The following is a 22,416-nucleotide window of genomic DNA, read 5'->3' on the forward strand; positions in this document are numbered from 1 at the left end:
ACGTGATCGAGATGCCGGATCGCGCCCAGCCGGTCTTTCTGGACCTGGCGTAGAAAGGGCGATGCCTCGATCAGCGCCACCTCGGCCGCGTCCGACATGCCGGGCACGGCCCGGATCGCACGCAGCATGTCCGCCATCAGCGTCCCGCGTCCCGGCCCCGGCTCGGCCAGGGTAAAGGGCGCGGGGCGGCCCTGATCCATCCAGGCCTGCGCCAGGGCGAGCCCGCATAACTCGCCGAAGATCTGAGAGATTTCCGGGGCGGTGGTGAAATCGCCCGCGGCCCCGAAGGGATCGCGGCTGGCATAATAGCCATGACGCGGATGCATCAGGCACAATTCCATGTAATCGGCCAGCGTCATCGGCCCGGCGACGCGGATACGCTGTGCGATCACGCGCGCCAGCGGCGTCATGCGATGGCGGGGCGACGTCTGGCCCAGAGGACGAAGAACAGACCCACCAGCAGCATTGGCAGCGACAGAAGCTGACCCATGCTCAGCCCGATCACCGGCCCGCCGATCACATGGCCCAGCGGATTGTCGGGCGTGATGAATTGCGGATCGGCGACCCGGAAAAATTCCACGAAGAAGCGGGCCAGGCTGTATCCGACAAGGAACACCCCGAACAACAGGCCGGGCCGCCGCAGGCCGCCGGCGCGCAGCACGGCCCAGAGGATCAGACCCAGCAGCAAGCCCTCCAGCCCGGCCTCGTAGAGCTGGCTGGGATGGCGGGCGCAGATCCCTTCGACGCCCGGACAGGATTGCGCGGCCTCGCCGGGAAAGATCACGCCCCACGGCATGTCGGTCGGCCGGCCCCAGAGTTCGGCGTTGATGAAATTCGCGATGCGGCCGAAGAACAGCCCGATCGGGGCCACGACCGACATCGCGTCGGCCACGCGCAGAGGCGGGATGTCGTGGCGCCTGCAGAAGATCCACGTGGCCAGGATGACGCCCGCGAAGCCTCCGTGAAAGCTCATCCCGCCCTCCCAGACCTTGAGGATCTCGGCGGGGTTCGAAAGATAATAGCCCGGCTGATAGAACAGCACGAAGCCCAGGCGGCCGCCCAGGATCACGCCCAGGATGACCCAGGTCAGCAGATCGTCGACCGCCTCCGGTCGCATCGGCGCCCGGTCGCCCCAGACCGCGTCGTTGCGCATCATGCGTATCAGCAGCCGCCAGCCCAGCAGCAGCCCCGCCAGATAGGCCAGCGCATACCAGCGCAGCGACAGCGAAAGGCCGCCCAGATCGATGGTGAAGATCTCGGGCGAAATGTCGGGAAAGGGAATCATGGGGGCCTCGCGGAATGCGGGGCGCACGCTAGCGGCGCAGGATGCGGTGTCAACCGGCGCTTCGCCGCACCCCGCGGCGTTGAAGCCCGCGCCGCCACGCCCATATAAGGTCGCAAAGGCAGGAGCGATTCATGACCACGCAGAACAAGTTCTTCGACGATATCTCCAAGATGATGACCAACGCGATGGGCGTGGCCCAGGGTGCGAAATCCGAGGCCGAGACCGCGATGAAGGGCTGGGTCGATCGCTGGCTGGCGGATCGCGACTTCGTGACACGGGAAGAATTCGATGCCGTGCGGGAAATGGCGATCAAGGCACGGACCGAGAACGCCGCGCTGAAGGCGCGCCTGGATGCGCTGGAAAAGACGGTTCAGGGCTGAACCCGATCGCGCAACGCGCCCATCCGGTCATAGAGCAGCACCTCGCCCGTCTGGGTGACGACGACGATCCAGTCGCGGGCGAAGGTGACGGCCTCGGCGCGCGCATCCTCGGGCAGCGAGATGGTGGCAGGCAGGTCCGGCAGCACGGGTTGGCCAAGGCGCAGCCAGAGCAGTCCGACCAGCGCGATCACGCCCAGGCCCATGACCACCGCCAGTCCGGTGACCAGTCGTTTCAGGAAGCGCAGTTCCGGAACCGCTTCCGCAGCGTCGCTCCATTGCCTATCATCGTTGCCCATGTCGACCCTTCTGATCACCATCCCGGCCAATCCGCCCGACCGGCTTGATAAGGCGCTTGCGCTGGCAGTGCCAGAGGCCGCTGCTCTGTCGCGGTCCCGTCTGGCGCGCCTGATCGCCGAGGGCGCCGTCAGCGGCCCCGGCGGCGTTGCCCGCGACGGCAAGGCGCGGGTGGCCGAGGGTCAGCAATACCGCATCGCCCTGCCCCAGATCGCCGCGGTCGAGACGCGGCCGGAACCCATTCCTTTGACCATCGTTCACGAGGATGCCGATCTGATCGTCATCGACAAGCCGCCGGGCATGGTCGTGCATCCCGCGCCGGGCAGCCCCTCGGGCACCCTGGTCAATGCCTTGCTGGCGCATTGCGGCGACAGCCTGTCCGGGATCGGCGGGGAAAGACGGCCCGGCATCGTCCACCGCATCGACAAGGACACATCGGGGCTGCTGGTTGTCGCCAAGTCCGACCGCGCCCATCACGGGCTTGCCGCGCAGTTCGAGGCGCATACGGCGCAGCGCCGCTATCTGGCGCTGGCCCATGGCGTGATCGACGCCGCCGACCCGCGTCTGCGCGGCACGCCCGGCCTGACCTTCGAGGATGGCGGCGTGCTGAAGATCGCCTCGCGGCTGGCGCGCCATGCAACCGACCGGCAGCGGCAAGCGGTCTGGTTCGACAAGGGCCGCCATGCCGTCACCCGCGCCAGAATGATCGAAAGCTTTGGCCGGCCTCCCTCGGCGATGCTGGTCGAATGCCGGCTGGAGACCGGCCGCACGCACCAGATCCGCGTCCATATGTCTCATGCCGGGCTGGGGCTGATCGGCGATCCGGTCTATGGCGGTGCGCGCCGGGCCTCGATCCGGTCCCTCGGAGAGGCGGCGGCAGAGGTTCAGGCCTTTCCCCGGCAGGCCCTGCACGCGGCGCATCTGGGCTTTGACCATCCCGTCAGCCAGCAGGCGCTGGCCTTTGACAGCCCTCTGCCGCAGGACATGCAAAGATTGCTGGACCGTCTGCGCGGCGCGCCCTCTTGACGGCAACGTGAACCGCGCCCAGATTGCATTGCACGAAATACCCGACAGATTGTGTCACGACCTCGTCTGTTCCCAGGCTGCGCGGCCCGGCGCCCGGAACCGCAATCGCGCCGCCTGCGTTTCCCGGACTCTGCGAAAGGCCCTTTGCGATGGCGACTTATGCGAATTTACCGGCCCCCTCACCCGAACAGGGTCTGAACCGCTATCTTCAGGAAATCCGCAAGTTTCCGCTGCTGGAACCCGAAGAAGAATACATGCTGGCCAAGGCGTGGGTGGATCATGAGGACAGCGAGGCCGCCCACAAGATGGTGACCAGTCACCTGCGGCTGGCCGCCAAGATCGCCATGGGCTATCGCGGCTATGGTTTGCCGCAGGCCGAGGTGATCAGCGAGGCCAATGTCGGGCTGATGCAGGCGGTCAAACGATTTGATCCCGAAAAGGGCTTTCGCCTCGCGACCTATGCGATGTGGTGGATCCGCGCCTCGATTCAGGAATATATCCTGCGCTCGTGGTCGCTGGTGAAGATGGGCACGACCAGCGCGCAGAAGAAACTGTTTTTCAACCTGCGCAAGGCCAAATCCAAGATCGGCGCGCTGGAAGAGGGCGATCTGCGCCCCGAGAACGTGGCCCAGATCGCAACCGACCTGAACGTGACCGAACAGGAGGTCATCGACATGAACCGGCGCATGTCGGGTGGCGATGCCTCGCTGAACGCGACCGTCGGCTCGGCCGATGGGGATTCGACGGCGCAGTGGCAGGACTGGCTAGAGGACGAGGATGCCAATCAGGCCGACGCCTATGCCGAAAGCGAGGAACTGGACACCCGCCGGCAGATGCTGATCGCCGCGATGGATGTGCTGAACGATCGCGAGAAGGACATCCTGATGGAGCGTCGCCTGCGCGACGATCCCATGACGCTGGAAGACCTGTCCGGCCGCTATGATGTCAGCCGCGAGCGGATCCGCCAGATCGAGGTTCGCGCCTTCGAGAAGTTGCAGGATCGGATGCGGGTCCTGGCACGAGAGAAGGGGATGCGGGTGCCGGAAGGGGCCGAATAGCCTCGGCCTCGGGCCGGTTTGGCGCTGCGGCGGAAAGCATGGCGCGGCGATCCGCGCTTCGCGCCGATTGACCTGAAATCCCATCGCGCTATGGTCATCGCGAGGCAGGAAGACCAGACAGGATGACCGCGCTCAGCGAATTTCAACGGCTCGAGGCTCAGGGCTCGTGGCGCGAGTCGCCGGACGCCCGGCTGCGCGAGGTTGTCGTCTCTTTCGGCGACGCGACGCTGATGCTGTCCGATCCGAAATCCGACACGCCGCTGTCTCACTGGTCGCTGCCCGCGGTGACCCGCCTCAATCCGGGCAAGAGCCCGGCCATCTTTTCCCCCGGCCCCGACGATCGCGACGAAACCGTCGAGATCGAGGATCCGGTCATGATCGAGGCCATCGCCCGTGTGCACCGCGCCATCGCCTCGCGCCGGGCCCATCCGGGGCGTCTGCGCGACGGGCTGACCGTGGTTGCGATTCTGGCGATGCTGGCTGCACTGGTCTTCTGGCTACCCGATACGCTTGTCCGCCACGCGGCCCGGATCGCGCCGCCCGCCCAGGCGCGCCAGATCGGCGAGGCGGTTCTGGCCGATGTCGAACGCAGCACCGGCGCGGTCTGCAAACGCCAATCCGGACAGGCGGTGCTGGACTGGCTGACGCCACGACTGCTTGGCGACGAGGCGGCGATCCGCGTCGTGCCGGGACCATTGAACACGGCGCTGCGCCTTCCCGGCGACCTTTACGTCATGGGGGCCGATCTGCTGGTCGGCGCCTCCGGCCCCGAGGCAGCGGCGGGTCATCTTCTGGCCGCCCGGCAGGTCGAAACCGACAAAGAGGCCCGGCAGGAGGCCCTGGGCTATGCCGGATTGACAACCGCCCTGCGGCTGATGACGCTGGGTTCCCTGCCCGAGGGGGCGATGACCGGCTATGGACCGACCTTGCTGTCAAATCACGCATCGCGCCGGGGCGACGATCAGGCGCTGCTGGCCCAGTTTGCCCGCGTCGGAATCTCAAGCCAGCCCTATGCCCGTTCGATCGACCCGACCGGAGCCTCGGTCCTGCCTCTGATCGAGGGTGATCCCTTCCGCAGCGCCACGCCGCCGAAACCGCTGCTGACCGACCAGCAATGGCTGGCGCTGCAACAGATCTGTGCCGGATGATGCCCGAAAGGATCAGATGACCGACCCGACCAGTCTCGACGCCACCGATCTCTCTGCGGCCATCGCCGACGGAAGGCTTCGTGCCGAGACCGTCATGACGGCGTATCTGGACCGGATCGAGGCACTCAATCCCGGTCTCAACGCCATTGTCAGCCTGCGGCCGCGCGACGAATTGCTGGCCGAGGCCCGCCGGGCCGATACCGCCCCGCGCAGGGGCTGGCTGCACGGGATGCCGGTCGCGATCAAGGATCTGGCCGCCGTCAAGGGCATCCGCACGACCTGGGGCTCGCCCATCTTTGCCGATCACGTGCCGCAGGAAGACGATGTGGTCGTGGCGCGAATGCGCGCGGCCGGGGCGATCTTCATCGGCAAGACCAATACGCCCGAATGGGGCCTTGGCTCGCACACATTCAACGAGGTCTTCGGCGCCACGCGCAACCCCTACGATCCCGCGCGCACGGCGGGCGGGTCATCGGGCGGCGCGGCGGCGGCGCTGGCCGCGCGGCTGCTGCCGGTCGCGGACGGATCCGACATGATGGGAAGCCTGCGCAACCCGGCCGCCTTTTGCAACGTCTACGGGTTCCGCCCTAGCTGGGGGCTGGTGCCGGGCGAACCGCAGGGCGACGGCTTCATGGCCACGATGGCGACGCTGGGTCCGATGGGACGCAGCCCCCGCGATCTGGCGCAATTGCTGTCGGTCATGGCCGGACCCCACCCCGCGGTTCCCCTTGGCCGCGAGATGCGCGACGACGACGACGCGCTTGACGGCCGCATCGAGCGGCTGCGCATCGGCTGGCTGGGCGACTGGGGCGGCGCCTATCCCTGCGAGGACGGGATCGTGTCGCTCTGCAGCGCCGGACTGGATGTCCTGGCCGATCTGGGCTGCGAGATCGTGCCCCTGAACCCGCCCTTTCCCGCCGAAAAGCTGTGGCATTCGTGGATGATCCTGCGCGCCTTTCTCAACGCGGGCAGCAAGCGGGCGCTTCATGACGATCCGGTCAGGCGTGTACTTCTGAAGCCGGAGGCGATCTGGGAAATCGAGCAGGGCCTGACCCTGAGTGCCGCCGATGTCTATGCCGCCAGCGAGATTCGCAGCCAATGGTATCGCCGCGCCGCGAAACTGTTCGAGCAGGTGGATGTCATCGCCCTGCCCTCGGCGCAGTTCTGGCCCTTCCCGGTCGAATGGTGCTGGCCGCATCAGGTGGGCGGCCGTCCCGCCGATACCTATCACCGCTGGATGGAAATCGTCGTTCCGGTCAGCCTTGCCGGCCTGCCCTGCCTTTCGGTGCCGGTGGGCTTCGGCGCCTCGGGTCTGCCGATGGGGATGCAGCTTGCCGGAGCGACCGGGAAGGATGCCGCGATCCTGCGACTGGGCCAGGCCTGGCACCAGGCAACCCGCTGGCCCGATCGCCGCCCTTGACGGCGATCCTGACCTGGCGGATTTCAACGATCGCGACTTTCCGATCTTCGGAGCGGCAGCCGGCGGCCGAAGCCCCGCCGGCGCCTCAGCCGGTGGGCAGGCGCAATGCCGTCAGCACCGTGGCCAGCGCGTTTCGCGGAAGCATGACCAGCATCCGGCCTTCGATCCGCAGGGTTACCAATCCCGTGGCCATGTTCGATGTGCCGACGCGGCCGGCGGGGTCGAACTCGATCCCCTCGATTGGCCATTCAAGCCCGGTGCTGACACCGCGGGCCGGTCCCATGGGAAACAGCGAAACCCGCGTGCCGGGCATCAAGGGCAGCGTCGTCCGCGAGGGCGCGCGGAAGATCACATCGTCCCGGGACAGCATCACCACCGGCGGTCGGGGCGCTCGCGCCATCAGCGACAGCGCGGCCAGCGTGTGATCGACGCGCAGGCCGGTAAAGCCCACGGCAAGGACGAAAGGCGCCGCGATCCGGCCAAGGCATTTGCCGAAATCGGTGCTGTCCTGTTCGGCCACGCGCACGACGCGATCGGCGGGAACCATGCTTTCGGCGCCGGAACTGATCGAATCCAGATCGCCGATGACCCAGTCGGGCCGTCGGCCCAGGGCCAGCGCACGATCCGCGCCGCCATCGGCCGCGACCAGGGTCGGCGCAATGGCCAGCGCGGTCAGCAGGTCGGGTTTCGCCACCGCGCCGCCGCCGATCACGGTTACCCCGCGATCCGCGATGACGACCGGCGCAATCATTCCTCGCGCCCGATTCCGGTGAATACGCGCCGCAAGGGCAGGATCCAGATCACTCCCAGCAGGACATAGACCGCCAACTCGATCCAGATCGGCTGCCGGCCCCAGCGATCATCCATCCAGTTGACGAGAATCACCGCCACGATGATATAGGCCGGCAGACCCAGAACGAGGATCAGCAGCGACAAACGCTTGCGTGTCTTCAATCTCATGCCCGCTTCCTGCCCATTCTCGAAAAACACGACCCTCGGCCTGCTTTGGTCCGCCAAGTATCCCACGGGGGTCCAGGGGTGTGAAACCCCCGGCGGTCGCGGGACGCAGGGCCCCGGTTCAATCCGCGAAGGGATCGGTCACGAGAATCGTATCGTCGCGTTCGGGGCTGGTCGACAGCAGCGCAACCGGACATCGGATCAGTTCTTCGACCCGGCGGACATATTTCACCGCCGCCGCCGGCAGATCGGCCCAGCTTCGCGCGCCCTCCGTCGATTCCGCCCATCCCTCCATCTCTTCATAGATCGGCACCACCTTTGCCTGCAAGGCCGCCGCCGTCGGCAGGTAGTCATAGTGCCGGCCGTCGATTTCGTAGCCTGTGCAGATTCTCAGCGTCTCGAACCCGTCCAGCACGTCCAGCTTGGTCAGCGCGATGCCGTTCATGCCGCTGATCGCGCAGGTCTGGCGCACCAGTACCGCGTCGAACCAGCCGCAGCGCCGCTTGCGCCCGGTGACGGTACCGAATTCGTGGCCCCGCTCGCCCAGCCGCTGACCGTCGGAATCGTGCAACTCGGTCGGGAACGGGCCCTCGCCGACCCGCGTCGTATAGGCCTTGACGATGCCCAGGACGAAATCGATCGCGCCCGGCCCCATCCCGGTGCCCGAGGCCGCCATGCCCGAAACGGTGGTGGAACTGGTCACATAGGGATAGGTGCCGAAATCGATGTCCAGAAGCGAACCCTGCGCGCCCTCGAACAGGATCCGCTTGCCGGATTTGCGCGCCTCGGCCATGACCTTCCAGACCGGACCGGCATAGGGCAGCAGCTTGGGGGCGATGTCCAGCAGCTTGGCCTTCAACCCGGCCCGGTCGATCGGCTCGGCGCCCAGGCCCTGTCGCAGCGCGTCGTGATGGGCCAGAAGCCTGTCCAACCGCGCCTCCAGCGTTTCGTCGTCGCCCAGATCGGCGACCCGGATGGTGCGGCGGCCCACCTTGTCCTCGTAGGCCGGGCCGATCCCGCGGCCGGTGGTCCCGATCTTCGCCTTGCCGGCCGCCTCCTCGCGCAACTGGTCCAGATCCTGGTGCAGCGGCAGGATCAGCGGCGTGTTCTCGGCGATGATCAGGCTGTCTGTGTCGATGCGGACGCCCTGCGCGGCCAGCCTGTCGATCTCGGCAAACAGCGCCCAGGGATCCAGCACGACGCCGTTGCCGATGACCGCCAGCTTTCCCTCGCGGACGATGCCCGAGGGCAGAAGCGACAGCTTGAACACCGTCTCGCCGATGACCAGGGTGTGTCCGGCATTGTGGCCGCCCTGAAAGCGCGCGATCACGTCGGCCCGTTCGGACAGCCAGTCGACGATCTTGCCCTTGCCCTCGTCGCCCCATTGCGCGCCGACAACCACCACATTGGCCATGAGCCGGTCCTTCCCTTGCCCGAAAATCACCGCCGCAGGGTCTAGCGCATGGCCGTGCCGGGGAAAAGCGGCGATTTCCTTTGGCGCGGGGGCGGCACCGTGGAATAATACGCGCAACCATCAGGGAGACCCGCGCCATGTGTCACGCCTGTATCGTCGAATCGGTCAAGTCGAACATGCTGTCCCGCCGCTCGCTGTTTTCGGGCGCGACCGCGGGGGCAGCGGCCCTTGCCATGGGTGCCGCGGCGGCCCGACCGGCCCTGGCCCAGTCATCGGGCAAGGTCGTCGATCTGACCCATCCCTGGGACGGCGATTTTCCGACCTTCGACGGCAAGCCCGGAATTCTCTACGAGCCCGACAAGATCCTTGATCGCGACGGCTATCAGTTGTGGAAGCTGACGATTTTCGAACATTCCGGCACCCATGTCGACGCGCCGCTGCATTTCTCGGCCGATGGCGCCTCGGTCGATCAGTTGCCGGCCGCCGGCCTTGTCTGTCCGCTCTGCGTGCTGGACCTGAGGGCGAAGGCGTCCGAGGATGCCAATGCCATGGTCCAGCCCGAGGATATCGAGGCATGGATATCCGCCAATGGCGAGATCCCGGCCGGCGCTGTGGTGGCGATGCATTCGGGCTGGGCCGCAAAACTGGCCGAGACCGCCTATCGCACCGACAGCGACGGAAATTTCGCCTTTCCCGGCTTTTCGAAGGCCGCCACGGACATGCTGGCGGGGATGGACGTGGCCGGGATCGGAGTCGATACGCTGTCGCTGGATCCCGGCAATTCGGCCGATTTCGCGGTTCACAATTCGTGGCTGCCGGGCGGCCGCTACGGGATCGAGAACCTTGCGGGGCTGGACCAGATGCCGGCCGCCGGCGCCACGATCTTCGTCGGCGCGCCCAGCCACAAGCGTGGCACCGGGGGACCTGCGCGCATCATCGCAGTGGTCTGAAGGGCCTCGCCCTCGGCGCGTGCCGCGCCTTACCCCCGGGTATTTGCGCAACGAAGAAAGCGCCGGATCAGTAATGCGGTGGTCGCTGGTCGGCCAGCGGGATCGATCCGCCCGCATCCAGTTCGCGTTCGGCCGCTGCCTGCATCAACAGAGTGACGCGGCGGCCGAGACGCGCGATTTCGCCATCCCGGGCCGCGATGACCTCGCTGAGATCCTCGATCATGCGGGCCTGGTGAGCCAGCGCCTCTTCCAGGGCATCCAGCCGGGCCGCCACATCCTTGTCCATGTCACTCCCTTCCGCTACAGCAGCCACGGATTTGGCCCCGAAAGGCAAAGACCATGGCGAAGGATCAGAAAAAACAGCCGCGCCCCAAGGCCGAGACGCCAAAGGGCTTTCGCGACTATTTTGGCGCGGATGTGACCGAGCGCAAGGCGATGCTGGACCGCATCGCCGAAATCTACCATCGCCACGGCTTCGATCCCCTGGAAACCAGCGCCGTCGAGACGGTCGAGGCCCTCGGCAAGTTCCTGCCCGATGTGGACCGACCCAATGCCGGCGTCTTTGCCTGGCAGGAAGAGACGGTGCCGGGCGGCGGTTCGGGTGACTGGCTGGCCCTGCGCTATGACCTGACGGCACCGCTGGCGCGCGTGGCCGCGCAGTTCCGCAATGATCTGCCGACCCCTTACCGGCGCTATGCGATGGGGCCGGTCTGGCGCAACGAAAAGCCGGGGCCGGGGCGGTTCCGGCAGTTCTATCAATGCGATGCGGATACGGTGGGCAGCGCCTCGGTCGGTGCCGATGCCGAGATCTGCGTGATGCTGGCCGATGCGCTGGAGGCGGTGGGCATCGCGCGCGGCGACTACATGGTGCGGATCAACAGCCGAAAGGTCCTGAACGGCGTGCTGGAGGCCGCCGAGGTCCGCGCCGAACAGGCCGAAAGCGTGCTGCGCCAGATCGACAAGTTCGACAAGGTCGGCCGCGAGGGCGTGCTGGCGCTGCTGACCGCCGGACGCAAGGATGACAGCGGCGCCTTTATCGAGGGTGTCGGATTGTCCGACGCCCAGGCCGCGCCGGTGCTGGCCTTTCTGACCTCCGGTGGCGACAACAATCAGGCCACGCTGGACAATCTGCGCGCCGCCGTGGGTGGCTCGGCCATCGGTGCCGAAGGGGTCGAGGAACTGGCGCAGATCGCCGCGATGCTGGAGGCGATGGGTGTAGGCGGCGACCGCGCCGTCATCGACCCTGCGGTGGTGCGCGGCCTTGGCTATTATACCGGTCCGGTCTTCGAGGCCGAACTGACCTTCGAGATCCTCGACGAAAAGGGTCGCAAGCGGCGATTCGGATCGGTCGCGGGCGGCGGCCGCTATGACGGGCTGGTCGAGCGGTTCACCGGGCAGAAGATGCCCGCGACCGGGGTCAGCATCGGCGTGGACCGGCTGCTGGCGGCATTGAGGGCCAGGGGATTGTCGGGCGCCGCAGCGGATGGTCCGGTCGTGGTGACGGTGATGGATCGCGACCGGATGGCCGATTATCAGGCGATGGCATCGGAACTGCGCGCCGCCGGTATCCGGGCCGAGGTCTATCTGGGCAATCCGAAGAATTTCGGCAACCAGTTGAAATACGCCGACAGGCGCGGCGCTCCCGTGGCCGTGATCCAGGGCGCTGACGAGGCCGCGCGCGGCGTGGTTCAGGTCAAGGATCTGAACCTCGGCGCGAGGATCGCGGCCGAGGCCAGCCACGAGGAATGGAAATCCCAGCCGGCACAGACCGAGGTTCCGCGCCACGGGCTGGTTGCCGAAATCCGGCGGATCCTCGGATGATCCCCAAGCGTGACAGGCAGGCCGTGGGCCAGCGCCTGCTGGCCGCGTTCCGAGAGGCGGGTGCGGCCGAGATCGCGCCCGACATCCTGCTGCCCGCCGAAACGCTTCTGGATCTTTACGGCGAGGATATTCGCGCCCGCGCCTATGTCACCACCGACCCGATCCGGGGCGAAATGATGCTGCGGCCGGATTTTACCGTCCCGGTCGTGCAGGCACATATGGAAAACGGGGCCGAGCCTGCGCGCTACTGCTATCTGGGCGAGGTATTCCGCAAGCAGGACATGGGCGAGCATCATCCGAAAGCGCCCCGCGACGCCGAGTATCTGCAGGCCGGGTTCGAGATGTTCAGCCGCGATCCAACCGCCGATGCCGAGGTCTTCGCGTTGTTCCATCGGCAGCTCGCGCCCTATGGGCTGACGGCAGAGACCGGCGATATGGGGCTGCTGATGGACGCCGTGCGTGGCCTGCCCCTGCCGCAGCCACGGCGCGAGGCGCTGCTGCACCACATCTGGCGGCCGGGACGGTTCCAGCGCCTGCTGACGCGGTTCTCGGCCCCGGTTCCCGACAGGGATTTTCCCGATCCGCCGGCGGTATGGTCCGGCCTGCGAAGCCGGGCCGAAATGCAGGCGCGCATCGACCGGTTGCGCCAAGACATGCGGGTGGACCCCCTGCCGCGATCATGGATCGAGCGGCTGGAACAGTTGTTCGCCCTGCGTGCATCGGCGCCCGACGCCATCACCGCCCTGCGCGCGCTTGCCGTGGACATGCCGGCGATCTCGGCCTCGGTCGCGCGCATCGAGGCCCGTTTCGCCGCCATCGCGGCGCGAGGGATTGCGCCGGCGGGGATCATTTTCGATCCCAGCCACGGCCGCGCCAATCTGGAATATTACGACGGGTTCACCTTCAGCTTCCTGTCGGACCGTCCGGGCTGGCCCGCCGTCGCCTCGGGCGGGCGCTATGATGCGCTGACCAGAATCCTGGGCCGCGGCCGCGAAATTCCGGCCGTGGGCGGCATCATCCGCCCCGGCCTCATCGCCGAAATGGAGGCGTCATGATCCGGCTGGGCGTGCCGTCGAAGGGGCGGCTGATGGAACAGGCATTCTCGTGGTTCGCCGCCCGCGGGGTCGGCCTGGCGCGGACCGGATCCGAGCGTGACTATACCGGCCGGGTCGAAGGCGCCGAGGGCGTGTCGCTGGTGCTGCTGTCGGCCGGCGAAATCCCGCGCGAACTGGCGGCGGGCCGGATCGATCTGGGTGTCACCGGCACCGATCTGGTGCGCGAGAAGCTTGCGGGGTGGCGCGATCTGGTGATCGAGATCGCGCCGATGGGCTTTGGTCATGCCGACCTGATCCTCGCCGTGCCGGAATGCTGGCGTGATTGCGAGACGCTGGACGATCTGACCGCGATCGCCCGCGATTTCCGCGCGACGCATGGTTTCAGGCTGCGCGTCGCGACCAAGTATCATCGGCTGGTCCGGGCATGGCTGGCCGCGCATGAGGTGGCCGACTACCAGCTTGTCGACAGTCAGGGCGCGACCGAGGGCACAATTGCCAACCAGACCGCCGAGGCCATCGCCGACATCACCTCGTCCGGGGCGACGTTGCGGGCCAACAACCTGAAGATCCTGTCCGAGGAACCGATCCTGCGCTCTCAGGCAACGCTGTTCGCGGCGCGCGCGGCGATGGGTCCGGAACTGGCAGGGTTTCTGGCGCAGCTTGGTACGGACCTGCAGAACGACAGCCTGCCCCCCAATCCGTGACGCGGGGCTTCAAGGCCGACATGGCTGAGTGATGAACCGCTCTTTCCCGGCCATCCCGCGCATCGCCACCCCGCTTCAGCGCCGCCAGAATTCGGGCGAGAACAGCGCCAGAATGGCCAGAATTTCCAGTCGGCCGACGACCATGGCGCAGGCCAGCACGATCTTGGTCATCGCGGGCAGGCCCGACCAGCCCTCCCACGGGGCCGAGGCGATGCCGGCGCTGGCCTCGAAGGCGGGCGTCAGCGGGATCGCGCCGGCCAGTGGCCCGGTATTGGTCAGCGCCGCGATCGACAGGATCGTCGCGGTCTCGAACTCGATCTGCTGGATCGAGACAAGCGCGACCGTCACCGCGATGGAACTGGCAAAGAGCATGAAGAAGATGAACGCCAGATAGGCGCCTTCGCGCCGTAGCCGACGCGCGATCCGCCCGCCGCCCGAAACCGATGAGGGATGGATGATGCGTTCCAGTTCCCGTTCGCCGTGGCGGGCCAGTGAATAGACGCGCAACAGCTTGACCCCGCCCGCCGTCGTCGCGACGCCACCCCCCATCAGCGCCAGCCCGGCAAGGATCAGGCCCGGCGAGGACAGGCCCGACCAGGCCCGCGATCCCTGCCAGTCGACCGAATTCCAGCCGGTCGTGGTCAGGTAGCTGAGCGCGTTGAACATGCCGCCCCAGAAGGCGGCCAGCCCGTTGCGCAGATCAATCAGGCTGGGCAGCGCCGGGTCGTTGCCCACACCGGCCTCGATCGCGCCGATGAAATGGCGCAGAAACAGGGCCGCCGCGACCAGCGCGATCAGGCCCACCGCCATCTTCAGCTCGGGATCCTCGATCAGCCGGCGGGTGGCGCGCAATTCGCCGCCCCCCGGCCAGAAGCGCCGCGACAGGGCGGGGATCAGGAACAGGAACACCGCCATCTCGCCGGCGATGCCCGAACGTTCGCCGGAGGGACCGATGACCGGGGTGATCCCGCTGGTCGACAGCGTGCCCATCGCGCGCGTCAGCGCCAGGATCGAGCTGTCGCCCAGCAGCAGCAGGATCATCCAAAGGGCCAGTGTCAGGCCGGCATAGACAGGAAAGACCTGCATCGCGGCGCGGACCAGCCGGTAGGCAGGATCGGCCAGTTCCGTGTGGAAGATCGGCGAGGACAGATGCGGTTGCCGCACGCGCGGATCCGACGATCGGGGCAGCTGTTCGAAATCCTCGCTGCGGCCATAGGGCGTGGACATGATCTCGAACCCGCCGACCCGCAGCGGTGCCAGAATGGCGATGGCGGCGACCAGCATGAAGAAGCCGCCCATCCAGCCGACCATCGCCCGCCACAGATGCAGCGGCATCGGCAGAAGATCGGCGGAATAAAGCGAGGCGCCGGTCGTGGTCAGCGCCGACACCATCTCCCACCAGGCATTGAACAGACCGGTATCGGGCAGGCTTTCGGCCAGGGGGATGGCCAGGATCAGCGGCATCAGTCCCATCACCGCCAGCATCGACAGCAGCGTGTCGCGCGAACGCGGCCTGCGGCGGTTGGCCGATGTGGCCAGCGCGATCATCCCGGTCACGATCAGGACCAGAAGCGCCGCGTAGAGAAAGTTGCGCGCGATCGCGTCCTGATTGATGACCGAGGCATAGATGGCCGGAACCAGCATCGCCAGCCCCGACAGGACGGATAGCAGGATCAGCAGCGGCAGGCGCAGGATCAGGTTCATTCGCCTCGCGCCTCAGAAGAAGTCGATCGAGACCTGCAACAGGCGCTCGACCTCGGGCACGTCATGGGTCAGGGCGAAGATCAGCACGATGTCGCCTTCTTCGATGCGGGTGTCCGGGGACGGCTTCAGGATCCGGTCGCCCTTCTGCACCGCGCCGATCAGCGCGCCCTCGGGAAAGTCGATATCGCGGATGGCGCGGCCGGACATCGGGCTTGTGGACAAAACCTGCGCCTCCATCACCTCGGCCTCGGCATCGCCGATGGAATAGATGTCGCGCACCCGGCCGTGGCGAATATGGCGCAAGATGGTCGAGACGGTGGTCGCGCGGGGATTGATATAGGCGTCGATGTCCAGCGCGCCCATCAGGGACACCAGCGTCGGGTCGTTGATCAGCGATATCACCATCTTCGCGCCGGCCTGCTTGGCCCGGACGGCCGCCAGGATGTTGGTCTTGTCGTCATCGGTCACCGCCAGAACCGCGTCGGCCACGGGCACCGACGCCTCTTCCAGCAATTCCGCCGACAGCCCGTCGCCGTTCAGCACGATGGTCCGTTCCAGCCGGTCGGCAGCGTATTCGGCCCGTGCGCGGTCATGTTCGATCAGCTTGGCGCGGATCCGGCCCGGCCGCGCCTCAAGCGTCCGGGCCACGGCAAGCCCGACATTGCCCGCGCCGATGATGGCGACCCTTTCCTGCTTCTGTGGCGGCTTTCCGAAGATTTCCAGCGTCCGCGCGACATCCTCGAAATGGCTGAAGATATAGACCTGATCGCCCGCGAAAAGCTGGTCGCCCGGATCCGGCGTGAACAGCCGCCCGCCCCGGCGGACCCCGGTGACGATGGCGCGCAGGCTGGAAAAGATCTCGTTCAACTGGCGCAAAGGCGTGTTCAGCGCCGGACAATCCTCTTCCAGGACAATGCCCAGAAGCTGGATCTTGCCGCTCATGAAGGTCTCGACATCGAAGGTCGAGGGCGCCGACAACCGTTGCAGCGCGGCCTTGGCGACCTCGCGTTCGGGGCTGATGACGACATCAATGGGCAGATGATCGGTGCGGTAGAGATCGGAATAGATCGCATCCAGATAGGCACCCGAACGCAGCCGGGCGATCTTGCGCGGAACCTGAAAGACCGAATGGGCGACCTGGCAGGTGACCATGTTCACCTCGTCCGAATGGGTCGCGGCGATGATCAGGTCGGCGTCGCGCGCGCCGGCGCGATCCAGCACGTCGGGATGGCTGGCAAATCCGGTGACGCCCTGGACATCCAGCGCATCGGTCGCGCGCCGGATCAGTTCGCCGTTATTGTCGATCACGGTGACATCGTTGCGTTCGCCGGAAAGATGCCGCGCGATCTGCCAGCCGACCTGCCCTGCCCCGCAGATGATGATCTTCATGCCCGTTCCTCAAGCCGTCGCAAAAGCGCCGCACACCTGCCTAAGCCCGCCGCAGGCGCGGTGCAACCTTCCCTTCGCCGCCGGGCGTGGCGTGGGCTTGCAGGGTCTGCAAAATGCAACCAAAAGTTGCCAAAATGTCGAGTCTTTCTTGTCTTGGCCTCTCTGCTGCATTAACCATGACTTGTCTGAGAACCTGCAACGTGGGCCGCGTTGCAAAGATGCTGACCTCGGGACGATCCGGCGGCGAATTCAGCCGCTTCAGCGCAGGCACCCGGCCGCTGACAGCCGACCCCTTGCCGGGGGCAGGCGACGAAGCGGATCGTGTTGCCGAACGCCGAAACGGCGTTCCGGACCGAGCCGCCCGACATCGATAAGGAGATGGAGAATGCCAACCTTGTCCGACCACGGTTTCGTCTGCTCCCTGGGACGGACATCGCGCCGCATCATGTTTGCTTCCCCAGAACGCCATTTCCCGTCGGGCTGACTTGGGCGCGGTCGATGGCGATGTTTGGCAGCGTGCCATCGACCGCGTTTCCTGTCGTCGTTCTTTCCCTTCTCGCAGAACAGCCCGCAAAGGCCCGTCAGGCCCGCGCCGTTTCTCGCGCTTGACCGCGGCACCTATTTGCCCGTCATGACCTCGTCCTCGGCGCGCATTCCGCCGACCACGCCCAGCGATTTCAGCTTGCGGTGCAGGGCGCTGCGCTCCATTCCCACGAATTGCGCGGTGCGGCTGATATTGCCGCCAAAGCGGTTGATCTGGGCCAGAAGATATTCCCGTTCAAACATCTCGCGCGCCTCGCGCAGCGGCATGGCGGTGATCTGCGGACCAAGGCTCAGCGCGTCGCTGTTGTCGGGCGTAGCCCCCTGCGGCTCCAGTTCCGAGGGCTGGATCGGACCGCTGCCCTCGGCAAGGATCAGAACCCGTTCGATGACGTTGCGCAACTGGCGGATATTGCCCGGCCATCGCATCGATTGCAGCGCCGCGACCGTATCCTCGGGCAGATCGCGCGGGGTCAGGCCCTGCGTCTTGTGGCATTGTTCGATGAAGGCACGGGCCAGCAGCGCGATGTCGTCGCGTCGTTCGGCCAGCGACGGCACCGCGACCGGCACCACGTTCAGCCTGTCGTAAAGCTCTTGCCGAAAGCGGCCGGCCTCGATCTCGACAGGCAGATCGCGGTTGGTCGAGGAAATCACCCGCAGGTCGACCCGCACCTTGTCGGACCCGCCCGACCGTGCGAATTGCTGTTCCGTCAGCACCCGCAAGATCTTGGACTGGGTGCCCAGCGGCATGTCGCCGACCTCGTCGAAATAGATCACCCCGCCATGGGCCTGTTCCAGAAGGCCCGGCTCGATCCCGCGGTCGGGCGTTTCGCGGCCGAACAGAACCTCTTCCATCCGGTCTGGTTCGATCGTGGCGCAAGGAACGGTGATGAAGGCCGCATTGGCGCGCGGACTGTGGGCATGGATATAGCGGGCCGAGATTTCCTTGCCCGTTCCCGGCTCGCCCGACAGCATCACCCGTCCGTTCGATCTGGCGACCTTGTCCAGATTGTCGCGCAGACGTTTGAAGGACGCGGATTGGCCCAGCATCTCGGCGGTCCGGTCGCCGCCCCGGCGCAGGCTGCTGTTCTCGCGCCGGAGGCGGCTGGTTTCCATGGCCCGGTTGATGACCACCATCAACTGGTCGATGTTGAACGGCTTCTCGATGAAATCATAGGCGCCCTGCCGGATCGCGGCCACCGCGATCTCGATATTGCCGTGTCCCGAGATGATGATGACCGGCACGTCCGGGTTGTTGCGCCGGACCTGTTTCAGGATGTCGATCCCGTCCATCCGGCTGTCCTTGAGCCAGATATCGAGGATCATCAGCGCGGGTTCGGCGGCGTTCAGCGCGCCGACGGCCTCGTCTGAATTTGCCGCGAGACGTGTCTCGAAGCCCTCGTCCCTCAGGATGTCCGCGATCAGTTCGCGAATGTCGCGTTCGTCGTCGACGATCAGAATGTCGCTCATATCGTTCCCGCCTCGTCAGTTTCTCTGGTTTCCTTGTCGCGGCCCTTGCGCCCCGTGCCGCGAACCGGGTGCCGTTCGCGCGGCAGCCGGATTTCGGCAACCGCGCCCGGATGATCGGGCGCATCCGTCAGCGACAGGCTGCCGCCATGTTCCTCGACGATCTTCTTCACGATGGGCAGGCCAAGCCCGGTTCCCTGCGCCTTCAGCGTCACATAGGGTTCGAACAGGCGCGACCGATCGGCGGGCAGGCCGGGGCCGTTATCGGCGATCGCGATCGCAACCATGTCGGCATCGGCGCGCAAGGTGACCGCGATATGCGCGGTCCAGCCCCGGGGCGCGGTCGTTGCGCGTTCCTCGACCGCCTCGCCGGCATTCTTCAGAAGATTCGTCAGCGCCTGACGCAACATTCCGGGATCGCAATCCACGACCACCGGCTGATCGGGGATGCTGACCTCCAGTGCGCCGCCAAGCGCGTCCTGCTGCAGCAGCACGACCTCGCGCAGAAGCGCCGCCAGATCCGTCTCCGCCCGGTCTGGTTCGGGCATCCGCGCGAAGCGGCTGAATTCGTCCACGATCCGGCGCAGATCGCTGGTCTGGCGGATGATCACCTCGACATACTGATCCAGCGCGGCCTTGTCCTCGGGGGCCGCGAGCGGTGTGAACTTGCGCCGCAGGCGTTCGGCCGAAAGCTGGATCGGGGTCAGCGGGTTCTTGATCTCGTGGGCCACGCGCCGGGCCACGTCACCCCAGGCGGCCATGCGCTGCGCGCTGACCAGTTCAGTCACGTCATCGAAGGCCACGACATAGCCTTCCAGATTGCCGTCGGCTCCGCGCCGCACCGCCATGCGGACCAGCAGGCTTTCGATGCGCCCCTCGCGCGCCAGCCGGACCTCGTCCTGCACGGCCTCGGCCACCGATGCCGACAACCGGTCGAACAGCGGCGCGAATTCCGGCACCGCCTCGGACAAGAGCGCGTCGATGTCGCCGCCGGGATCCAGCCCCAGCAACCGCGTGGCCGAGCGGTTGACGAAATCGATCTCGCCCGCCGCGTCCAGTCCGATCACCCCGGAAGTGACCGAAGTCAGCACATTGTCGAAAAGCCGACGCTGATCGTCGCTGGCCCGATAGCTGTCCACCAGTTCCTGCCGCTGCGCCTTCAATTGCCGGGTCATGCGGTTGAAGCTTTCGCCCAGGGTCTGGATCTCGTCGCCGGTATCGGGCTCGGGCACCTGGACGTCCAGATCGCCGCGCCCGACCCGTTCGCTGGCCAGGGCCAGCGCGCCGATGGGCCGCGACAGGCGGCTGGCGAACCACAGCCCCATCCAGATCGCGGCCGCGACCAGCAGCAGCGCGAAGCCCAGATAGACCAGCGAGAATTCGAACAGAACCTGCCCGCGCGTCTGTTCCAGTTGGCGGTAATCGCCCACCGTCGCGCGGGTATCGTCAAGCAATCCCAGAAGGTTGCCGTCCACGTCCCGCGTGACATAGAGATAGCGGTCAACCAGCGGCGGCAGCGCCACCAGCGCGCGGAATTCGTTGTTCTTCCAGTCCTCCAGCAGCACCAGCCCGTCGCGCTGCGCGCGATCCAGATCCTCCGCGGTCGGCTGTTCGTACCAGAACAGATAGCTGCGTTCGCCGCGCGCGCGGATCTCGCCCGCGCCGTTGATGATATAGGCCTCGCGCAGCCCGCGCTGGATCAGGGCCTGGCCCTGGACCAGCAATTGCCGCATCTCGGCATCCTCGATCATCGGATTGACACGTCCGGCCTGCGTCAGCACCCCGGCCAGCGCGCGCGCGTCCTCGGTCAGATCGCGACGATGTTCTTCCTGATAGGCCTCGGCCGCGGCCTGCGAGGTCGTCACCACCTGCTGCACCCGCCCCGAGAACCAGCCCTCGAGACCGATATTGACCAGAAAACCCGCGAACAGCGCGACCAGCACCGTCGGCACCAGCGCCAGACCCGCGAAGATCGCCACCAGCCGCGCATGAAGACGGGATCCTGCCGCCGAAGCCCGCCTGGCCGCGATCAGCCGTGCCATGCGCAGCACGACAAGACCCAGAAGAACGATCAGATAGACAAGATCCAGCAGCAGGATCAGCCGCAGCATCCGGCTGGCCGCGCCCTGGCTGAATGGACCAAGCACGGTCATCGTTGCCACGGCCAGCACCGCGCCCAGCCCGAGAACGGACCAGGTCAGGAAACCACGCCATTGCCGCGGCAAGCGGATGCGCGCCAACCTGTCCCAGCTCAGCCCTGATGCGGACCCTGCCATAACCCCCACTCGCCGTCTCTCGCGGCTTTGCTGTTGCCGGGCCGTAACTGCGGCGCGGCACCCTGTGGCGGTTTTACATCAGTTTGCGGCGCCGTGTCACCTCGATATTCAACTCGGTCAGCTTCTTGCGCAGCGTATTGCGGTTGATGCCCAGAAGATCGGCGCATCTCAGCTGATTTCCCCCCGTCGCATCCAGCGCGACCTGAAGCAACGGACGCTCGATCTCGCGCAGGATGCGGTCATACAGACCCGGCGGCGGCAGCGCGTCGCCGTGCAGATCGAAATAGCGTTGCAGATGCGCCTCGACCGAATCCGACAGCCGCGCATTGCCCGGCGGCAGCGGAACCGCGGCGGCAGTGCCCGGCGCGCCGTCGCGGAGCGCGGCGGTTTCGGTCGCGACAGAGGCCATGCCTGCGCCGCCCCCCTGCTGGTTCAGCGCCTCGCGCATTTCGACGGCGGTGACGACCGGGCCGGCGGCGATCAGGGCCAGCCTGCGCATCATGTTTTCCAGCTCGCGGACATTGCCGGGGAAGGGATGGGCGCGCAGGGCCGCCGCCGCCTCGTCGGAAAGGCTGCGTTCGGGCAGGCCCTGGGCCGCGGCGCGTGCCAGCAGATGCGCGGCCAGCGGCAGGATGTCATCGACCCGTGCGCGCAGCGGAGGCACCGAGACGGTGACGCCGGCAAGCCGGTAATAGAGATCCGATCGCAGTCGTCCCGATGCCACATCGGTCTGCGGATCAGGGCCGGTCGTGGCCACGATGCGCGGAGCCTGCGCCCGATCGGGGCCGGTTTCCATCGCCTCGATCAGCCCGATCAGACGGGCCTGCGCGCCCTGATCGAAGCCTGCCGGGTTCTCGATCACGATCGAGCCTCCGCGCGCCTTCTCGGAGGCGCGGCCAATCGCCTCTGGTCCGGCATCGGCCGAGGTCAGCACCGCCAGCCCCCGGCCGCGCCGGTCCGACAGGTCGTGAAAGGACCGCGCGATGGTGGTCTTGCCGACGCCCGGCTCGCCCGCGATCAGGACCGGCAGATCGGCGTTCAGGATGCGCGCGACCATGCGGAACAGGTTTTGCATGGCGGGCGCATGACCGATCAGCGGCATCGCCGGATCGGCGCCCTGGCGCGGCGCGGGGTCAGGTTCGGGTGCGGGTTCCGATTTGCGCGGGCGGCGTGACAGGGCAAGGTTCGCCTTGCTCATCAGGTCGGGCAGATCGAAGGGCTTGGGCAGATATTCGAACGCCTCGGCCTCGGTCGCACGGATCGCGGTGACGATGGTGTTCTGGGCCGAGATCACGATCACCGGCAGATCGGGCCGCGCCTGCCGGATGGCGGGGATGCGGTCGATGCCGTTGCCATCGGGCATCATCACGTCGGTGATGACCAGATCGCCGCGCCCCTCCTCGACCCATTTCGACAATTGCGCCAGGCTGCCGGTCGCGTGAACCCGGCAGCCCGCGCGGGTCAGCGCCTGGGTCAGCACCGTGCGGATGGTGCGGTCGTCGTCGGCGATCAGAACGGTTCCGTCCAT

At 66.8% G+C, this 22,416-nt stretch carries 21 protein-coding genes; 9 read left to right on the forward strand and 12 right to left on the reverse strand.

Features of this window, described 5'->3' with window-relative positions:
• Both B4L36_RS09155 and lgt read right to left on the reverse strand, forming a co-directional pair.
• The coding region (locus B4L36_RS09155) for an SAM-dependent methyltransferase (RefSeq protein ID WP_292955767.1) at nt 1–410 on the reverse strand (410 nt) is incomplete at its 3' end.
• Nucleotides 407–1,285, reverse strand: coding sequence for a prolipoprotein diacylglyceryl transferase (gene lgt, locus B4L36_RS09160; RefSeq protein ID WP_292955770.1), 879 nt, complete (start codon nt 1,283–1,285; stop codon nt 407–409). The genes lgt and B4L36_RS09155, both read right to left, overlap by 4 nt.
• Before the next feature lie 131 nt (nt 1,286–1,416).
• On the opposite strand from lgt, the gene B4L36_RS09165 reads away from it, so the two are divergent.
• Nucleotides 1,417–1,665 (forward strand): accessory factor UbiK family protein, encoded by a 249-nt coding sequence (locus B4L36_RS09165; RefSeq protein ID WP_292955773.1) that lies wholly within the window; start codon nt 1,417–1,419, stop codon nt 1,663–1,665.
• Here the strand turns inward: B4L36_RS09165 and B4L36_RS09170 are convergent.
• Nucleotides 1,656–1,961 (reverse strand): DUF6476 family protein, encoded by a 306-nt coding sequence (locus B4L36_RS09170; protein WP_292955776.1) that lies wholly within the window; start codon nt 1,959–1,961, stop codon nt 1,656–1,658. The two genes, B4L36_RS09165 and B4L36_RS09170, sit on opposite strands and share 10 nt — an antisense overlap.
• Between B4L36_RS09170 and B4L36_RS09175 the strand changes: the two genes are divergently transcribed.
• The 4 genes from B4L36_RS09175 (at nt 1,960) to B4L36_RS09190 (ending at nt 6,611) form a co-directional block, all read left to right on the forward strand.
• Complete coding sequence (locus B4L36_RS09175) at nt 1,960–2,985, forward strand: RluA family pseudouridine synthase (RefSeq protein WP_292955779.1); 1,026 nt, start codon at nt 1,960–1,962, stop codon at nt 2,983–2,985. The genes B4L36_RS09170 and B4L36_RS09175 overlap by 2 nt on opposite strands.
• A 149-nt stretch (nt 2,986–3,134) precedes the next feature.
• A complete protein-coding gene (gene rpoH, locus B4L36_RS09180; protein WP_292955782.1) occupies nt 3,135–4,043 on the forward strand; it encodes an RNA polymerase sigma factor RpoH in 909 nt (302 codons plus the stop codon).
• A gap of 122 nt (nt 4,044–4,165) precedes the next feature.
• Nucleotides 4,166–5,191 (forward strand): hypothetical protein, encoded by a 1,026-nt coding sequence (locus B4L36_RS09185; RefSeq protein ID WP_292955785.1) that lies wholly within the window; start codon nt 4,166–4,168, stop codon nt 5,189–5,191.
• A 16-nt stretch (nt 5,192–5,207) separates the two neighbouring features.
• A complete protein-coding gene (locus tag B4L36_RS09190) occupies nt 5,208–6,611 on the forward strand; it encodes an amidase (protein WP_292955788.1) in 1,404 nt (467 codons plus the stop codon).
• A gap of 85 nt (nt 6,612–6,696) precedes the next feature.
• On the opposite strand, the gene B4L36_RS09195 is transcribed toward B4L36_RS09190, so the two are convergent.
• The 3 genes from B4L36_RS09195 to B4L36_RS09205 all read right to left on the reverse strand — a co-directional run bounded on the left by B4L36_RS09195 (nt 6,697) and on the right by B4L36_RS09205 (nt 8,982).
• The gene (locus tag B4L36_RS09195) at nt 6,697–7,362 is read right to left on the reverse strand and encodes a thiamine diphosphokinase (protein ID WP_292955791.1); all 666 of its coding nucleotides are present in this window, start codon (nt 7,360–7,362) and stop codon (nt 6,697–6,699) included.
• Nucleotides 7,359–7,571 (reverse strand): DUF2842 domain-containing protein, encoded by a 213-nt coding sequence (locus B4L36_RS09200; protein ID WP_292955794.1) that lies wholly within the window; start codon nt 7,569–7,571, stop codon nt 7,359–7,361. The genes B4L36_RS09195 and B4L36_RS09200 overlap by 4 nt, the downstream gene beginning before the upstream one ends.
• Nucleotides 7,572–7,689: 118 nt before the next feature.
• Nucleotides 7,690–8,982 carry an adenylosuccinate synthase gene (locus B4L36_RS09205; protein ID WP_292955797.1) on the reverse strand — a complete coding sequence of 431 codons (1,293 nt, stop codon included), beginning with the start codon at nt 8,980–8,982 and terminating at the stop codon, nt 7,690–7,692.
• 137 nt (nt 8,983–9,119) lie between these two features.
• On the opposite strand from B4L36_RS09205, the gene B4L36_RS09210 reads away from it, so the two are divergent.
• Complete coding sequence (locus B4L36_RS09210) at nt 9,120–9,932, forward strand: cyclase family protein (protein WP_292955800.1); 813 nt, start codon at nt 9,120–9,122, stop codon at nt 9,930–9,932.
• 67 nt (nt 9,933–9,999) lie between these two features.
• Here B4L36_RS09210 and B4L36_RS09215 read toward each other — a convergent pair whose 3' ends face one another.
• Nucleotides 10,000–10,218 (reverse strand): SlyX family protein, encoded by a 219-nt coding sequence (locus tag B4L36_RS09215; protein ID WP_292955803.1) that lies wholly within the window; start codon nt 10,216–10,218, stop codon nt 10,000–10,002.
• Nucleotides 10,219–10,271: 53 nt separating this feature from the next.
• Between B4L36_RS09215 and hisS the strand changes: the two genes are divergently transcribed.
• From hisS to hisG, 3 genes are read left to right on the forward strand one after another with little or no spacing between them, the layout of a single operon-like run.
• On the forward strand, nt 10,272–11,753 hold the full coding sequence (gene hisS / locus B4L36_RS09220) for a histidine--tRNA ligase (protein WP_292955806.1): 1,482 nt from the start codon (nt 10,272–10,274) through the stop codon (nt 11,751–11,753).
• Complete coding sequence (locus B4L36_RS09225) at nt 11,753–12,808, forward strand: ATP phosphoribosyltransferase regulatory subunit (protein WP_414692166.1); 1,056 nt, start codon at nt 11,753–11,755, stop codon at nt 12,806–12,808. Before hisS ends, B4L36_RS09225 begins: the two co-directional genes overlap by 1 nt.
• Entirely contained in the window at nt 12,805–13,512 is a 708-nt protein-coding gene (gene hisG / locus B4L36_RS09230) for an ATP phosphoribosyltransferase (protein ID WP_292955812.1), read from the forward strand. The genes B4L36_RS09225 and hisG overlap by 4 nt, the downstream gene beginning before the upstream one ends.
• 75 nt (nt 13,513–13,587) lie before the next feature.
• On the opposite strand, the gene B4L36_RS09235 is transcribed toward hisG, so the two are convergent.
• The 5 genes from B4L36_RS09235 to B4L36_RS09255 all read right to left on the reverse strand — a co-directional run bounded on the left by B4L36_RS09235 (nt 13,588) and on the right by B4L36_RS09255 (nt 22,416).
• Complete coding sequence (locus tag B4L36_RS09235; protein ID WP_292955815.1) at nt 13,588–15,216, reverse strand: TrkH family potassium uptake protein; 1,629 nt, start codon at nt 15,214–15,216, stop codon at nt 13,588–13,590.
• A gap of 12 nt (nt 15,217–15,228) precedes the next feature.
• Entirely contained in the window at nt 15,229–16,605 is a 1,377-nt protein-coding gene (gene trkA, locus B4L36_RS09240; protein ID WP_292955818.1) for a Trk system potassium transporter TrkA, read from the reverse strand.
• A 618-nt stretch (nt 16,606–17,223) separates the two neighbouring features.
• Nucleotides 17,224–18,615: a sigma-54-dependent transcriptional regulator gene (locus tag B4L36_RS09245; RefSeq protein ID WP_292955821.1), complete on the reverse strand. Its 1,392-nt coding sequence runs from the start codon at nt 18,613–18,615 to the stop codon at nt 17,224–17,226.
• Nucleotides 18,612–20,888, reverse strand: coding sequence for a sensor histidine kinase NtrY-like (locus tag B4L36_RS09250; protein WP_292955824.1), 2,277 nt, complete (start codon nt 20,886–20,888; stop codon nt 18,612–18,614). The genes B4L36_RS09245 and B4L36_RS09250 overlap by 4 nt, the downstream gene beginning before the upstream one ends.
• A 73-nt stretch (nt 20,889–20,961) precedes the next feature.
• On the reverse strand, nt 20,962–22,416 hold the full coding sequence (locus B4L36_RS09255) for a sigma-54-dependent transcriptional regulator (RefSeq protein ID WP_292955827.1): 1,455 nt from the start codon (nt 22,414–22,416) through the stop codon (nt 20,962–20,964).

This window comes from Paracoccus sp. UBA889 (assembly GCA_002294185.1).
Taxonomy (GTDB): Bacteria; Pseudomonadota; Alphaproteobacteria; order Rhodobacterales; family Rhodobacteraceae; genus Paracoccus.

What these genes read in the sequence shown, in the direction of transcription:
- B4L36_RS09245 (WP_292955821.1), bottom strand. Translation starts at nt 18,615, where the DNA reads ATGAGCGACATTCTGATCGTCGACGACGAACGCGACATTCGCGAACTG.
- hisG (WP_292955812.1), top strand. Translation starts at nt 12,805, where the DNA reads ATGATCCGGCTGGGCGTGCCGTCGAAGGGGCGGCTGATGGAACAGGCA.
- B4L36_RS09235 (WP_292955815.1), bottom strand. Translation starts at nt 15,216, where the DNA reads ATGAACCTGATCCTGCGCCTGCCGCTGCTGATCCTGCTATCCGTCCTG.
- lgt (WP_292955770.1), bottom strand. Translation starts at nt 1,285, where the DNA reads ATGATTCCCTTTCCCGACATTTCGCCCGAGATCTTCACCATCGATCTG.
- B4L36_RS09250 (WP_292955824.1), bottom strand. Translation starts at nt 20,888, where the DNA reads ATGGCAGGGTCCGCATCAGGGCTGAGCTGGGACAGGTTGGCGCGCATC.
- B4L36_RS09210 (WP_292955800.1), top strand. Translation starts at nt 9,120, where the DNA reads ATGTGTCACGCCTGTATCGTCGAATCGGTCAAGTCGAACATGCTGTCC.
- B4L36_RS09190 (WP_292955788.1), top strand. Translation starts at nt 5,208, where the DNA reads ATGACCGACCCGACCAGTCTCGACGCCACCGATCTCTCTGCGGCCATC.
- B4L36_RS09185 (WP_292955785.1), top strand. Translation starts at nt 4,166, where the DNA reads ATGACCGCGCTCAGCGAATTTCAACGGCTCGAGGCTCAGGGCTCGTGG.
- B4L36_RS09165 (WP_292955773.1), top strand. Translation starts at nt 1,417, where the DNA reads ATGACCACGCAGAACAAGTTCTTCGACGATATCTCCAAGATGATGACC.
- B4L36_RS09205 (WP_292955797.1), bottom strand. Translation starts at nt 8,982, where the DNA reads ATGGCCAATGTGGTGGTTGTCGGCGCGCAATGGGGCGACGAGGGCAAG.
- B4L36_RS09195 (WP_292955791.1), bottom strand. Translation starts at nt 7,362, where the DNA reads ATGATTGCGCCGGTCGTCATCGCGGATCGCGGGGTAACCGTGATCGGC.
- trkA (WP_292955818.1), bottom strand. Translation starts at nt 16,605, where the DNA reads ATGAAGATCATCATCTGCGGGGCAGGGCAGGTCGGCTGGCAGATCGCG.
- B4L36_RS09200 (WP_292955794.1), bottom strand. Translation starts at nt 7,571, where the DNA reads ATGAGATTGAAGACACGCAAGCGTTTGTCGCTGCTGATCCTCGTTCTG.
- B4L36_RS09215 (WP_292955803.1), bottom strand. Translation starts at nt 10,218, where the DNA reads ATGGACAAGGATGTGGCGGCCCGGCTGGATGCCCTGGAAGAGGCGCTG.
- hisS (WP_292955806.1), top strand. Translation starts at nt 10,272, where the DNA reads ATGGCGAAGGATCAGAAAAAACAGCCGCGCCCCAAGGCCGAGACGCCA.
- rpoH (WP_292955782.1), top strand. Translation starts at nt 3,135, where the DNA reads ATGGCGACTTATGCGAATTTACCGGCCCCCTCACCCGAACAGGGTCTG.
- B4L36_RS09175 (WP_292955779.1), top strand. Translation starts at nt 1,960, where the DNA reads ATGTCGACCCTTCTGATCACCATCCCGGCCAATCCGCCCGACCGGCTT.
- B4L36_RS09170 (WP_292955776.1), bottom strand. Translation starts at nt 1,961, where the DNA reads ATGGGCAACGATGATAGGCAATGGAGCGACGCTGCGGAAGCGGTTCCG.
- B4L36_RS09255 (WP_292955827.1), bottom strand. Translation starts at nt 22,416, where the DNA reads ATGGACGGAACCGTTCTGATCGCCGACGACGACCGCACCATCCGCACG.